Annotated in this window: 14 protein-coding genes; 9 read left to right on the top strand and 5 right to left on the bottom strand. The window is 51.9% G+C overall.

Annotated elements, in window-relative coordinates; genetic code table 11:
* The coding region (locus HRU21_03195; protein NRA41296.1) for a cytochrome P450 at positions 1-983 on the bottom strand (983 nt) is incomplete at its 3' end.
* A gap of 98 nt (positions 984-1,081) precedes the next feature.
* On the opposite strand from HRU21_03195, the gene HRU21_03190 reads away from it, so the two are divergent.
* Positions 1,082-1,699 carry a TetR/AcrR family transcriptional regulator gene (locus tag HRU21_03190; GenBank protein NRA41295.1) on the top strand — a complete coding sequence of 206 codons (618 nt, stop codon included), beginning with the start codon at positions 1,082-1,084 and terminating at the stop codon, positions 1,697-1,699.
* A gap of 6 nt (positions 1,700-1,705) precedes the next feature.
* Here the strand turns inward: HRU21_03190 and genX are convergent, their stop codons facing one another.
* Positions 1,706-2,629: an EF-P lysine aminoacylase GenX gene (gene genX / locus HRU21_03185; GenBank protein NRA41294.1), complete on the bottom strand. Its 924-nt coding sequence runs from the start codon at positions 2,627-2,629 to the stop codon at positions 1,706-1,708.
* 45 nt (positions 2,630-2,674) lie between these two features.
* Complete coding sequence (gene efp / locus HRU21_03180; GenBank protein NRA41293.1) at positions 2,675-3,244, bottom strand: elongation factor P; 570 nt, start codon at positions 3,242-3,244, stop codon at positions 2,675-2,677.
* Between the two features lie 101 nt (positions 3,245-3,345).
* Between efp and epmB the strand changes: the two genes are divergently transcribed.
* Entirely contained in the window at positions 3,346-4,296 is a 951-nt protein-coding gene (gene epmB / locus HRU21_03175) for an EF-P beta-lysylation protein EpmB (GenBank protein NRA41292.1), read from the top strand.
* A 269-nt stretch (positions 4,297-4,565) separates the two neighbouring features.
* Positions 4,566-6,590, top strand: coding sequence for an EAL domain-containing protein (locus HRU21_03170; GenBank protein NRA41291.1), 2,025 nt, complete (start codon positions 4,566-4,568; stop codon positions 6,588-6,590).
* 9 nt (positions 6,591-6,599) lie between these two features.
* Here the strand turns inward: HRU21_03170 and HRU21_03165 are convergent, their stop codons facing one another.
* Complete coding sequence (locus tag HRU21_03165) at positions 6,600-7,088, bottom strand: DUF4265 domain-containing protein (GenBank protein NRA41290.1); 489 nt, start codon at positions 7,086-7,088, stop codon at positions 6,600-6,602.
* Positions 7,089-7,180: 92 nt separating this feature from the next.
* On the opposite strand from HRU21_03165, the gene HRU21_03160 reads away from it, so the two are divergent.
* From HRU21_03160 to HRU21_03135, 6 genes are all read left to right on the top strand, one after another.
* Positions 7,181-7,687, top strand: coding sequence for a TRAP transporter small permease subunit (locus HRU21_03160; GenBank protein ID NRA41289.1), 507 nt, complete (start codon positions 7,181-7,183; stop codon positions 7,685-7,687).
* A 2-nt stretch (positions 7,688-7,689) separates the two neighbouring features.
* A complete protein-coding gene (locus tag HRU21_03155) occupies positions 7,690-9,057 on the top strand; it encodes a TRAP transporter large permease subunit (protein NRA41288.1) in 1,368 nt (455 codons plus the stop codon).
* Between the two features lie 2 nt (positions 9,058-9,059).
* Positions 9,060-9,341 (top strand): peptidylprolyl isomerase, encoded by a 282-nt coding sequence (locus tag HRU21_03150; protein ID NRA41287.1) that lies wholly within the window; start codon positions 9,060-9,062, stop codon positions 9,339-9,341.
* Positions 9,342-9,426: 85 nt separating this feature from the next.
* Complete coding sequence (locus HRU21_03145) at positions 9,427-11,865, top strand: AAA family ATPase (protein ID NRA41286.1); 2,439 nt, start codon at positions 9,427-9,429, stop codon at positions 11,863-11,865.
* Positions 11,866-11,876: 11 nt separating this feature from the next.
* Entirely contained in the window at positions 11,877-12,800 is a 924-nt protein-coding gene (locus tag HRU21_03140) for a mechanosensitive ion channel (protein NRA41285.1), read from the top strand.
* A gap of 102 nt (positions 12,801-12,902) precedes the next feature.
* Positions 12,903-13,286 (top strand): hypothetical protein, encoded by a 384-nt coding sequence (locus HRU21_03135; protein NRA41284.1) that lies wholly within the window; start codon positions 12,903-12,905, stop codon positions 13,284-13,286.
* Positions 13,287-13,306: 20 nt separating this feature from the next.
* On the opposite strand, the gene HRU21_03130 is transcribed toward HRU21_03135, so the two are convergent.
* Positions 13,307-14,114, bottom strand: an 808-nt coding sequence (locus HRU21_03130; protein NRA41283.1) for a hypothetical protein, incomplete at its 5' end; no start/stop codon positions are given.

Here is a 14,114-nt window from a genome sequence, read left to right as displayed (position 1 = left end):
ATGCCAAAAGCCGACGGGTGCAGACGTAATGTCTCCATAATTACGCGATTGAGAATATCCATCTGCTTCAGCTGTTCGGTATTTGGCACGCCCTGGCTAAACACCGCATCAATTTCCTGCTGCAGCTGTGCCAGCAGTTCAGGCTGACGATGCAGCTCAAATAACGCATAGTTAAGCGTTTGGCCGAGGGTATCAATACCGGCAAAAAACGGCAAAATCGCTGAAAATCGCTGATCACCATGGGCAAACAAATGCGGGCATTGATCCGCCGCCGCAATCACTGCATCGACAAAGTTATCTCGCTGACTGGCCCCGCTGAGCCGCGCTGTGAGCTTTTCTTGTAACACCGACTCGGCGAACGCAAAGGTCATGCGCTTTGCACGCCTGAATTTCAGGCCGCGCAAACGTAGCAACCACGCCGGCAAGCGATTTAAATTAAAGTGCAGCGTAATGCTGTTCACATAATATAAAAAATCCGATAGCTGAGCTGAGCTAGGCACTTTGCCGGTCATCACGCAGCCAATCATCTGAGATGTCAGCTGCAGCATGGGCTCAACCATTGCCAGCTCCTGCCCCGGCTGCAGGTCGGCAAATCGCGCCTGGCANAGCGCTGCTAATTGCTCAACATGCGGGTCAACCGCGGCTTTAGAAAAATCCGATTTAAACATTTTGCGCAGCATCAAATGATCGGGGCCATCCAGTCCAATCAAAAAATTATCCGCCGCCAGCTCATGCATAAAGCCGCGCCAATAGCTGTGCGACTCAAAGCAGTCGCGGCCCTCAAGATTAACAAACTGGTTGGCTTCGGGGCCGCCCATCACCAGATAATCAATGTGCATCGCCTGCATGCGAAAAATTGGCCCGAGCTGGCGCAGCTGCTGTAATAAAAACGCCCGAGGGTCACCGCGCAGTGCTTGCAAGGCGCAGCCAATTAACGGCAGCCCAGGCACCTTTGGCGGCAAGGGTAAATCAGTAACTGACATAGCTTAGCTCCTTGCAGACAGTAAGTGCCGCATTATAATCCGAGCAAAAGACTGATATAATCGGATTTATCGCTTTTTTGTCCCTGAGAGCTAAGCCCTTGAATAGTAAACCGATCCTGATAAAAAAACCGCAGCAGCAGCGTTCAAAGCAAAAGGTCGAGGCAATTTATGCGGCACTGACTCGGATTTTGCAACAACAATCCTTTGCTCGCATCACCACGGCCGAAATTGCCCTAGAAGCCGAGCTTAGCATTGGCAGCTTATATGATTATTTTGGCAATAAAGAATCTATCTTGATTGGCTATATTGATCGCCAACTGTCGCTAAGCTTGCAACAGATTCAGCAACAGGCCGAGCAGGCTCAGCTTAGCGCCAATATTGCCCTGCAAGCGCTGTTGCGCGGCGGCATTCAATTTGCGCTTCAAGAGCAGGCGGCCATACGAGCACTGTGCTTTACTATGCCGCAGTACCTCAGTGAGATCGACCTACACCGCTCGAAAGCCAAAATTGAGCAAATCAGTGTGACGTTTGCCAAAGCCCATCGCTTGCATATTCCTAAAGCGCAGCAAGCGGCGCTGATGTTCAGCTTAAGCAATATTGTACTGGGCTATCAATTTCGTCTGGCGATTCTGGAAGATAGCCCGTTCAGTGAGGCGCAGCTTGTAGCACAGCTTGAGGCGATTATCGCGCCGCTATTATTTGGCGCGGCGCCCTAGCGCGGNTCAACAGAANCTCAATGGCAGGGTGTCAGCAATATCATCGCTATTCAGGCTTAACATCAGCAGCCGATCAAGGCCCACCGCCACCCCTGCACATTCCGGCAAGCCACGCTGCATCGCTTGCAAAAATGCCTGATCCAGCGGCAATTCGGGTTTGCCGTAGCGAAGCCGCTGCTGGTTATCCAGTGCGAAACGCTGGCTTAGCTGCGCAGCATCGGCAAGCTCATGATAACCGTTACACAGCTCCAGCCCGCGATAGTAAAGCTCAAATCGCTGCGCCACTGGCACGCCCTGCTCGTCAACTTGCACCCGCGCCAAGGCTGCCTGTGACGGCGGATAGTCATAAATAAAGGTCGGTAAATCGCGTCCCAGCTCCGGCTCGATTAGGTGACTCATTAATAAGCTCAGCCAATCATCACGCTGTGCATAGCCCATCTGCACCTCAATATGCTGCCTGGCCTCGTGCATTAATTCGGCATCGCTGATAGTAAAAGGATCAATCCCCAAATACTGATCAAACACCTGCCGATAGCTTAGGTGTTTTACTGCGCTAACCCCCAGCAATAGCTCCAGCAGCTCAGCCACCTCTTCCATCAATGCCCATTGATCAAAACCAAGCCGGTACCATTCCAACAGCGAAAATTCAGCGCGATGTTTAGCGCTGGACGGCTCATCCCGAAACGCATGCGCAAGCTGAAAAATGTCCCCACTGCCGGCACTCAGCAGACGCTTCATGGCATATTCTGGAGAAGTTTGTAAGTACTCACTATTGCTAGTGGTTAAGGGATCTATATGCAGATCGGTAACCGCTGCCGAAGCCAACAGCGGCGTGTCGACTTCCAGCACCTGCCGCTGCAAAAAGAATTGTCGAATAGTCTGATAAAACTCTGCTTTATGCTGCAGCAGCTGGGGCAGCGTTAGCGACATTTAAGCAAGCCTATCGGGCAGGGTCTAACAAACAGCTGATGCCGCCTAGCTTTTGGCACGCGACACGTATTCGCCAGTGCGCGTGTCAATTTTCAGCATTTCGCCTTCAACAATAAACAACGGTACTTGCACAACCGCGCCGGTTGACAAGGTCGCTGGCTTTGAGCCGCCCTGCGCTGTATCGCCTTTCAAACCTGGATCGGTTTGCGTGACCTCAAGCTCGATAAAATTTGGCGGGGTAACTGAAATCGGCGCATCATTAAACAAGGTGACCTCGTATTTTTCCTGCTCTTTCAGCCATTTCACCGTATCACCAACCGCCGCTTTGTCTGCCTGTGCTTGCTCAAAAGTGTTCGGATCCATGAAATACCAAAACTCACCATCGGTGTAAGAATATTCCATGCTGTGGTCCATAACATCGGCACCCTCAAGCTTCTCACCCGATTTAAACGTGCGCTCCCACACCCGGCCTGTGTTAAGATTGCGCAGCTTAACCCGATTAAACGCCTGTCCCTTACCGGGCTTAACGTACTCGTTTTCCAAGATTGAGCAAGGCTCGCCATCGAGCATAACTTTTAGCCCAGATTTAAATTCGTTGGTAGAGTAAGATGCCATGAAACCCTCTAAATACTTTTACAATGAATGATCAGCTGCGAATTGTAACGCGATACGGCTCAAGATGGCAGACTATCGATTGGCAAAATAGCCTAAAAGCCATGTGCCGTTCATTACCTGAGCTACTGGCCCACTGCCACCTAAGTCCAGAAGATTTACCTAAACAGCAGCAAGCCAGCGATGATTTTCCAATCAAGGTTACACCGCACTTTTTATCGCTGATCGAAAAAGGCCAGCCGAATGACCCGCTACTGCTGCAAGTTTTACCGCAGCCTCAAGAGCTATCGCAGCATGCCGCCTTTATCAGCGACCCACTGGATGAGGCCAGCTTTAATCCACTGCCGGGGCTGGTACACAAATACCGCAGCCGCGTGCTATTGATCAGTAACCCAAGCTGCGCCATTCACTGCCGCTATTGTTTCCGCCGCCACTTTGATTACGCCGGCAATACACCGCGGCAGGCTGATTGGCAGCAAGCAGCAGATTATATAGCCGCCGATAGCGCGATCAACGAGGTAATTCTGTCTGGTGGCGATCCGCTGTCCAGCAACGACAGCCAACTCGCCGCACTGATACACAAGCTAGAACCACTGTCGCAGCTGACAACCTTACGTATCCACAGTCGCATCCCAGTAGTTATGCCCGAGCGCATCACCGACTCGCTATTGTCCTTACTAGCCGGCAGCCGGCTGAAAATCGTCTTGGTGCTGCATATTAATCATGCGCAAGAAATCGCCAGCGAATTGCGTGAAGCCTGCCAGTTGCTGCAGCGTGCCGGCGTGCGTTTACTCAATCAAAGCGTGCTGTTACGGGGGGTCAACGATAGCCTGGCCGCGCAAACCGCGCTTTGCCACAGCCTACACCAGGCGGATATTCAGGCCTATTATCTGCACCTACTGGATAAGGTGCAGGGCGCCGAGCACTTTCTCGTCAGCGATGATCAAGCCAGACAACTTTACCGGCAAATGCAAGCTGCGCTGGCCGGCTATATGTTACCCAAGCTGGTGCGAGAAACGGCAAAGCAGCCGCATAAAAGCCTGCTGCCTGTATAAGCCAGATCTTCGCAGCGATTATTTTTACCAGACCATAAAAGCGCTAGCAGGATCACGGATTACTGGATTCGCAGTGATCTTGTATTGGCCTCTTGCCGGACGATCGGTTAAGATAGCCGACTATATTGATAAAACTGGCGATTACAATAATAACAATTCGTTGTGGTCTGGACTTGAGATTAGGTCCGTAACAGGTCGACTGGCATGATGCAGGGTCAACGCCTATCATTTTATCTCAGTGATCAATATAACGCGGGTAAGTCTTATCAATGGACGCGAATGCAAGCTTTAATGTACTGCTGTTGGTCCGAAACCAAGAAAGTGCAGAATCCATCATCCAAGCGTTTCGAGGCGCCGGCGTCAACGCGCGTGCGCATCGCGTCAGCAGCGAAAGCGACTTATGCGATCATTTGCAAGATCAAGACTGGGACTTAATTGTTTTTGATAACAAACACCCCGAAGTCAGCGTTGAGTACAGCTTAAAAACTATTCAGCAGTTCCATAAACTGATTCCCAGCATTTTAATTACTCAAGACCTCAGTGATACCAAGCTTAAATCGTCCTATAGCAAAGGTATCGACGCGGTTATCGACAATACCGACAGTGCCTTTATTCAATTGGCACAGCGCGAGATGCAGGCGGCTAAAACCCACCGCGAGCTAATTCAGCTGCAATCTGACTTCAGCGAGCTGCAAATGCGTGCCGACCAGCTGTTGACTGCCTCCGACGAGGCAATTGCCTATATCAGTGACGGCATTATTATCGAATGCAACCAAGCGTTTGCCAGCTTATTTGCCTACGAAGACCTCGACGAACTCGACTGCGCCGCGATTATTGATTTAATTGCTAAGCCAGATCAGGGTGAATTTAAAGCCTTTTTAAAACAGCTGAATCAAGACGCCTCGCAGCAAAATGCCAGCATTGACGTACAGATTGAAAAGGCCGATCAAAGCCAAGTTGCTGCACATTTCAACGTTAGCGCTTCAACCCTCGATGGCGAGCCCTGCCTACAGTTTTCGGTCAGCAGCGCCGGGGCGCAAGCGGCAGCCGCGCCAAGCATCGATGCCGGCACAGGCTTATTGACGCGTGAACAGCTACTGGAAAAAATGTCGACCAACGCCATGCTGGCTAACGCCGAAGGCATCGAAATGTCGCTGATCGTGTTCAGCATCGATGACTCCAGCGCATTATTCTATGACATCTATTTATCCGGCATGGATATAGTGATCAAAGACTTAGCCAGCTATGTCGATGAACATTTAAACGAAACCCAGCTGACCAGCCGCATCAGCATGGACAGTATCGCCCTCATCAGCCGGCTCGATAATGAAACCGCGCTGGCTGAAGTGAAGGCGCTACTGCCGCAAATAGAAAAACACATCTGTGAGCTGCCGGGTAAAACCGTGCAGTTTACCTGCAGCTGCGCGATCTTAAATCTTAACCACAAAAACGCCGCGTTTTTACTCGATCAATCCATTGCCGCCACCGCGCAGATTCGTATGGAGTCACAGAAAAATAGCGTCGCGGTTTACCGTCCTCAAGTTAGCTTATCGAATACTGTATCTGCCAATGACGTGGCCGATATTAGCAATGCCATTGAAGACGAAATGTTCACCTTGCGCTATCAACCCTTAATGAGCCTGATGGGTGAGGCCTCTGAAACCTATGAGGTGCAGTGTTGGCTAGAAGATGCCAGTGGCCTGAGCTACCCTGATGCGATGATTAGCGCAGCACAAAATAGCGAGCTTGATCGTTGGATTATCGTCACCGCCACCAAGGCCTTGGCCAGCCGCAAACAGGCTTCGCAGCAAACCCGGCTGATTATTAATTTAACTGCCAGCGCGATCAAAGACCCTGAACTGGTGAACTGGCTAGGCGTGGCGATTAAAGCTTCCGAAATCAGCACCGACGATGTGATTTTTCAGTTCCGCGAAGTCGACATCAACCATAACCTCAAGTCTGCGGTCGACACGCTTAATAAATTCAAGCAGGCAGGCTTTACCATATCGATCCGCGACTTTGGTATGGCAGAGGAACCATTCAAGGTATTCCAGCACGTGCAGTTTGATATGGCGCGACTGGCCGAAGGCTTTATCGAGAGCGTCGAAAAAGGTGAGGTTAGCAGCTTGCAAACCTTAACCACCGAAGCGAAGGCGCAGTCAGTCAGCACTATTTTGCCCAAGGTTGCTAATGCCAATGCGATGGCCACTATTTGGTCAACTGGCTGCGACTATCTCACCGGTGACTTTGTTCAGGCACCGCAGCCTGAGATGAACTTCGAGTTTGAGTTTTAAGCCTGCGTATTATTTCGCTAAAAAGTCATGCCACCAGTTCAATGGGGTTTGCCCATCCATCGGATCATAGACGTTAGCATACAGCCACATCGCATGCTCAGTTTGCCCCACTAAGGCCTCATTAAAGGCCTTTTCAATCGGCTCAAAGCCCTGCGCCACCGGAATGGAATACACCAGGCTGCGCTCATTGGCATAATCACAGCTGGCCTCAAGCTTGGCTAAATTCGCCTGCAAACGCGCCTGAATCACATCCAAATTATCGCGCGCAACCACCCGCACACAGAGATTACCGCCGTGCTGTTCAACTTCAAATCGACCGGCCGGCAATAAACGAATCACATCGTCTTTGGCCGCTCCCTTAGCAAATAACAAAGACGTGCACAGGCGATAGCAGTCATCGCCAATGCTTTGAGCCAAAACTTGCTCATACACCAGCTCACCGTCAGGGCGCTGCCCGGCTAAGACATGAATGGTTTCAGGTGCAGCAGAAGATGTCATCAATTCAACCCGGTTTTAAAAAACGTACAAGCCGATATTATAACGGCATATTCGGTGTATAATCAGCCACTTACTCAAAATCATTATAAAATATGCTGCCCTCTCTTTCTCTCATCAATCGCTGCTTTGGCTACCTCGCCAGCTGGTTAATCGCGATCATGATGTTGCTTACGGTGGCAATTGTCGTGCTGCGCTATGGCTTCAATTTTAGCTCGATTGCGCTACAAGAAGCGGCCAGCTACTGCCATGCAAGCGCGTTTTTACTGGCCTGCGCTTATACGCTACGAGCCGACGAGCACGTGCGGGTAGATATTTTTTATGCCAGCATGTCGCCACGCCAGCAAGCCTGGGTGAATAGCCTTGGCAGCATTTGTCTATTGTTGCCGTTTGCGGTTTTTTGCCTGTACAGCGGCTGGCAGTTTTTTATTGCCGCCTGGCAGATTCAAGAAAGCTCTAGCGAACCTGGCGGTCTGCCATTTGTGTATTTACTGAAAGGGCTAATCCCACTGGCGATGCTGCTGTTGATTCTCGAAGCCTGCCTATTACTGTGGCAACACAGCCGGCGGCTGATTATGCCATCGGCGAAGGACGCCGCTTAAGTATGGAATGGCTAGCGATTTACCTGTTTCTGGCAATTTGCCTGCTGCTGATGCTGGGCTTTCCGGTTGCCTTTACCCTGGCCGGCACCTCACTGGCCTTCGCCGGTTTCGCGATTATTCAAGGTGTGCTCGATAGCAGCTATTTATGGGCAATGCCTGAACGCCTGTTTGGGATTATGAATAACCAAACCCTGACCGCAGTACCGCTGTTTATTTTGATGGGCGTGCTGCTTGAAAAATCCCAGCTGGCTGAGCGTCTGCTTAGCAATATGTCGCAGCTGATGGGCAATCGCCCCGGCGGCTTAGCGATTGCGGTGATCGTGGTCGGCGCCTTACTCGCGGCCAGCACCGGCATTGTTGGCGCCACAGTCGTCACCATGGGGCTGATCTCGCTGCCCAGCATGATGCAACAAAACTACCGCCCAACGCTTGCCACCGGCGTAATCTGCGCCACCGGCACGCTGGGGCAAATTATTCCGCCCTCGATTGCACTGGTGCTGTTAGGCGATGTGTTGTCCAATGCCTATCATCAGGCGCAGCTGAATATGGGCATTTTTAGTCCCGAAGCGATTTCTGTTGGCGATTTATTTCTCGGCGCCATCCTGCCGGGGCTGATACTGGTAGCGCTGTATATTGCCTATGTACTGTGGATCGCCTATCGCCAACCTGCCGACTGCCCAGCCAAGCCTGAGCCACAGCGCCCAAGCATCGCCCAGCTAATGGCTGGCTTATTGCCGCCTATTGTATTAATTATGGTAGTGCTTGGCTCGATCTTAGTCGGCGCGGCTACCCCAACCGAGGCTGCCGGCGTGGGTGCATTTGGCGCGCTATTGCTGGCCTGGCAATATCGACAGCTAAGCCTTGCAACGCTGCAGCAGGCATTACTCAGCTGCACTAAAATCAGCGCTATGGTATTTACCATTTTGATTGGTGCCACCATGTTCTCGTTGGTATTTCGCGGCCTTGGCGGTGACGAGCTGGTGCAACACGCGTTTAATCACTTGCCCGGTGGCCGCTATGCGGCGCTGGCGGTGGTGATGCTGTGCGTGTTTTTACTCGGCTTTATTCTCGACTTTATTGAAATCACCTTTGTGGTGGTGCCAATTGTTGGTCCAATCTTATTAATGATGGGTTTCGATCCGGTTTGGCTGGGCATTATGCTGGCAATTAATTTGCAAACTTCATTTTTAACCCCACCCTTTGGCTTTGCCTTGTTTTATTTGCGCAGCGTGGTGCCGGCAGATATTCGCAGCGATGTGATTTATCGCGGCGTGATTCCGTTTATTCTGATGCAGCTTGGCATGTTAATCCTGTTAAGCCTTATACCGGGCTTAGCCACCTGGCTGCCGCAGCAAGTATTAGGGCGATAAGCATGAAAAAAACCGCCATGGCGCGACATATTTTAGTACGCACTCAGGCCGATGCCGCGCTATTAAAACAGCGCATCAACAGCGGCGCCGATTTTGCCAAACTGGCAAAACAGTACTCAAGCTGCAGCTCCGCTAAACGCGGCGGTGATTTAGGCGAAATTCGACGCGGGCAATTAGTCTCGGCGGTCGACAAAGTGGTATTTAGCGCACCGCTTAAACGCCTGCAGGGCCCGATAAAAAGCCCGTTTGGCTATCACATTATTGAGGTTTATTTTCGCGATTAAGCGCAGGCACTAAACCCTTGGCTGCGCTTTTGCTATATTCAGCTAAGATAAACACGCCATTTCGAACAATAAGCAAGGATGTCTTATGCAGCGGATTCTGTTTTCAAGCCTGCTATTGCTGTGCAGCGGCTGGCTTAGTCTGGCTTTAGCCCAGCCGGTCGACTCTCGCGTCGCAGCGCCCAATATTCAGCGCATTCAAGCAGAGGCCGATAGCAAAACCCAGGCCCTGAAACGCCAGCGCAATCAATGGCGCAAGCAACTCAAATTATTAAGCGGGCAGCAAAATGCTGATGATCAGCTGCTGTTCTTGTTAGTTGATATCAACCGCTATTTAGCCGCCCTCACCGTAGACGACTTTTTTTCACCGATCAGTGCCCGCGCTTATAAGCAATTAGAGCACGGCGCGTGGCAAGCGCTTGAGCTGGCCTACCTGCATCAGCGCCAGCACTTTATTGACATCTTACAGCTGCGCGAAAATACCCTGTCGCAGCTCAGCTATGCGCGCAAGCAACGCATTTTTAGCTTTGGCCCCGAGGGCATTCGGCAAATTTTATTAGAGATCAAAGTGATTGGCCTCAGCTTGCGGCTGCAGTGGCGCGGCTATTACCCTCGCCTACTCCGTGGCATGCAAGATATGCGGGTATCACCAATACCGCTGATTATGGCCGTGCTGCAGCTGATCTTTTGTGTGGTGCTGTTTCAGCTTTGGCGGCGTCGATTTTCAGCCAAGATGCTGCGCTCGCTGCAAGAGCAAGCAGAACAGCGGCAAGCCGGCTGGCTGCTCACACTGGCCCAACTGTATAGCGCCGTAAAAAATGTCGTAGAAGTTGGTCTGCTGCTGTACTTCAGCCTCTCCATAATCATTTCACTGCTGCAGCCACCATTAAGTAATTTAATCATCTTGCTGTATTTGCATGGCTGGCTGATCGCGCTGATTGCCGCGGCGATTCGCGCCCCGCTGCAGCAGCAGAGCGAGCCGCTGGCCAGCAATAGTCAACGCAGCTTGCGCGCCATCTGCCAGTGGACGCTGCTATTGCTCTGGTCTAACGATGTGCTCAATGCCCTGCATATGCATAATGCCATCATTGCCGACCGCATTTGGCTGATCCTGCTGATTCTCGCAGCAGTGATACTGTTTAAGCTAAGCCGGCTGTGGCGGCCCTGGCTTTGCGACACTTTGCAGCAGCCGCTGTTTGCCGATAGCCAGTTTGTGCGCCGCAGCGGCTTTGCAAAAACTCAGCAGCTGGGGCTATTTTGGTCTGCGCTAGCGCTGGTTTATGTGCCTGGCTATTTTGCCTTTCAGCGCCTGCTGCAATGGTCGATGCGTTTTGAAACTATTAATCTCTGGTTAGGCTACTTATTTCGTATTGAAGTGGCGCGCCAACATGCGCAAAGCGTCAGCGACAGCGACTTAAGCCCGCTGCCAGAATCGCTTTGTCAGATGTTTGAGCCTGGCTTTGCCACCACACATTTTTATGATGACATGGTGCAAGACACGCTGGCACAGATGCAGACCATTTTGCGTCGCGGCCACAGCTTTACCTGCCTATTACACGGCATCAAGGGCAGCGGCAAATCGGCCCTGTTGCAGCACTTGGTAAACCACCCTACGCTAACCGATCAGCAGCTGTCCTGCATTTATGTAAGTTGCAACAGCGACGGTTTTCCAAACTTGATTGAGCAGTTAGCCACGGTGATGTTAACGCATGAGGAGCTTGGCAGCGACGGTGACATCGAGGGCAGCAAAGACGTGATTCGAACACTGAAATCCTCTGCCGATATCGTTATCTGCATTGACGACTGTCACCACTTAGTTAAACCGGTGATTGGTGGGCTGCACGAGCTTGAACGACTGACCCGCCTGATTCGCAAGTCTAGCGATAAAATTTCCTGGCTGCTGTCTATGGACACCGCCGCCTGGCGCTTTGTCGAACGGGTGCGCGGCAATCGCATGCTGTTTGATATTGAGGCGCAAATGCCGCGCTGGCGCGAGGCCGATATCGCCAAGCTGATTCTGCAGCGTGTCGCCGATGCCAATATGCCGCTCGACGTTAGCGAATTCGCCTTACCCAAGCAGTTAGTGATTGCCGACAAAAATGACACCGAGGCGGTCATTACCCAGTATGCAAAAATTCTCTGGGAATACGCCGCTGGCAACCCAGGCGTCGCACTCACGCTGTGGCGCCAATCGCTGTTTTATAAGGCCGACTCTGAACAGCCCATCAGCAGCATGCCCGCCTCGGTAAAACTGCAGCTGTTTAATATCGCCGACCACGCCGATCTCGATAAGCTTAGCGTTAATATGCTGCTTATTTTGCGCGCGATTATGCAAATGGAATATGCCAAACGCGACGACATAGCCAACGTCGCCAATATTGCCGCCGACGATGTGATTGATGCGCTACGTTTTCTGATTAGCAAGGGCATTGTTAGCGTCAATAGCCAAAACGAATATCAAATTCAATGGTCAAGCTACCGCAGCGTTGTCTCGGTACTCAGCCGTAAACACTTTTTAGCAATATGAGGCAAAGCTCGATGCGCCTGCTTTTATTATTCTGCGGCTGTCTGCTCAGCACGCATTTGTCGGCCCAAGAAGTGCTCGCGGCACTGCCGGCTAACGAAGAACTTCAGCTGTCTCAGCTGTCAGAAATCATTCGCTGGTCGGGGGTGTTCACCTCGCTGATTGTTATCTTTATTGCCTACAGCCTGATTCGCTTTATCCATCGCCTGGTTGAACGGGTGTCCGAGCAGTTTGCCCAGCGGCGTTTATTTTTACAGAAAATCGAAACCGTCTCGCAGTTTGCCATTTATATCATTACCGCACTGCTGGTATTTAATTTAAGCCTGCGCATTGATGACCGCGTGCTGGCGCTTATTGGCGGCACCTTAGCGGTATCGGTAGGCTTTGCATTAAAAGATTTGGTCGCCTCGTTTATCGCTGGCCTAATGATTATGATTGATCGCCCGTTTCAAGTTGGCGACCGGCTTGAGTTTGGCGGTCAATACGGCGACGTGCTATCGATTGGCCTGCGCAGCGTGCGCATTAACACCCTCGACGACGATATCGTAACCATTCCTAATAATAAGTTTTTAAACGACATCACCAAAAGCGGCAATTTTGGCGAGCTTGATATGCACGTCGGCATGGATTTTTATATTGGCTACGATCAAGACGTCACCCTGGCCAAAGAAATCATTGCCGAGGCCGCGGCCAGCAGCCGCTATATTCATCTGCCCAGACCGATCACGGTGCTGGTCTCGCAGCACGTGATGGACAACTATATTGCCATCAAGCTGCGCCTAAAAGCCTACGTGCTCGACACCCATTATGAAAAGCTGTTCGAAACCGACGTTAACCTGCGCGTGATTAGCGAATTTAACCGCCAGCAGATTCAGCCCGCTGCGGTGTTACACCGCGATTTAGTGCCCGCAAAAACAGAGCAGCCAAGCGAAGAATAATTCGCTATGATAGCGCAAGGCCAGCTATATTGGCCTGCTGTTTAACGCTGTTAGCGTCGCGCTGCGACGCATAGCTTGAATAAACCTGCAAAGAGCCACGCTATGACCACATCACCCAGCCCGCTTGTTCTGTATGTTATTTACGGCCTGCACGCCTTTAGCGCCATCACCGGCCTGCTAACGCCGGCTTTTATCGTAACCGCGTTTCTCACCGGCTGGCCCTCGCTGCTGGCGGTATTGCTCAGCTATTTTGATCGCGGCAGCAAACGCGACAGCTACCTGTATTCGCATTATCAATACCTGATCAAAACTTTCTGGCTGGCGCTGCTGTGGCTGATTATCAGCGGCGTATTAATGGTCTCGGTGATTGCCTTTTTTGCCGGCCTAGCCATCTTATATATTGTCGGTATTTGGGTGCTGTATCGCCTGTTTAAAGGGCTGTCTTTGCTGATCGACGAAAAGCCGATGCCGCTGCCCGAGGCTTAAGCACTCGCGTCTGACGGTTATTACTGCGCTAACTGCAAGCGCAGCGTTTGCCCCGGCATCGCCTGCACCAGCGGCTGCAGCGAGGCCGCCACAATCACGCCCACTTTGACATAGCCACCAATGGTTTGCCGATCTTGCAGCATAATAATCGGCTCACCGTCGGGGGTAATTTGCAGCGCACCTAACGCAATCGGCTCCGACACAATGCCCTGCTGCAGCGCCGCCGGCAAGGCGATTGGCTGGCTTGGCTGCAGGCGATAGGCCATCCGGTCAGACTGCGCACTCAGCCGATACGACTGCTGCAACAGCTGTGCTAATGCCGCCTGGTCAAAATAATGCGCCTGATAGCCAAGCCTCAGCTCAAGGCAAATCGGCTGCAAATTTGAGAGGTTGGGCCGTAAACGATAGGGCAGCGCCTGTAAATACGGCAGGTCATAGCTGCGCTCAGGCGCGGCTAAATACAGCCGGTCATCGCGCTGCAAAGCTTGGCCATCGCCACGGTGGCCGCCCAAACCCTCTCGCGGCACACAGCTGTAGGAGCCCGCAATGCTTGGCGGCGGCGCCCAAAAGCCACCTAACACGGCCAAATAGCCACGCATGCCGCGCTGCACAAAGCGGCGAAAACACAGGGTATCGCCTGCCGCCACCCGCGTCACGACATAAGGGCTGACTTGATAGGGGCTAGCAGCACAGAGGCCATCGGCACGCTGCAGCTCAGCCGATAAATCCGCACCGCTAAGCACAATCACCGTGGCCGTATTAAAGCGTAATAGCAGGCCTGGGGTATTCACCTCCAGCACACAGGCGTTGGCCGCATTGCCCAATAGG

The organism is Pseudomonadales bacterium (assembly GCA_013215025.1).
Classification (GTDB): Bacteria; Pseudomonadota; Gammaproteobacteria; order Pseudomonadales; family DT-91; genus DT-91.
This window is presented reverse-complemented; position numbering and strand designations above follow the sequence as displayed.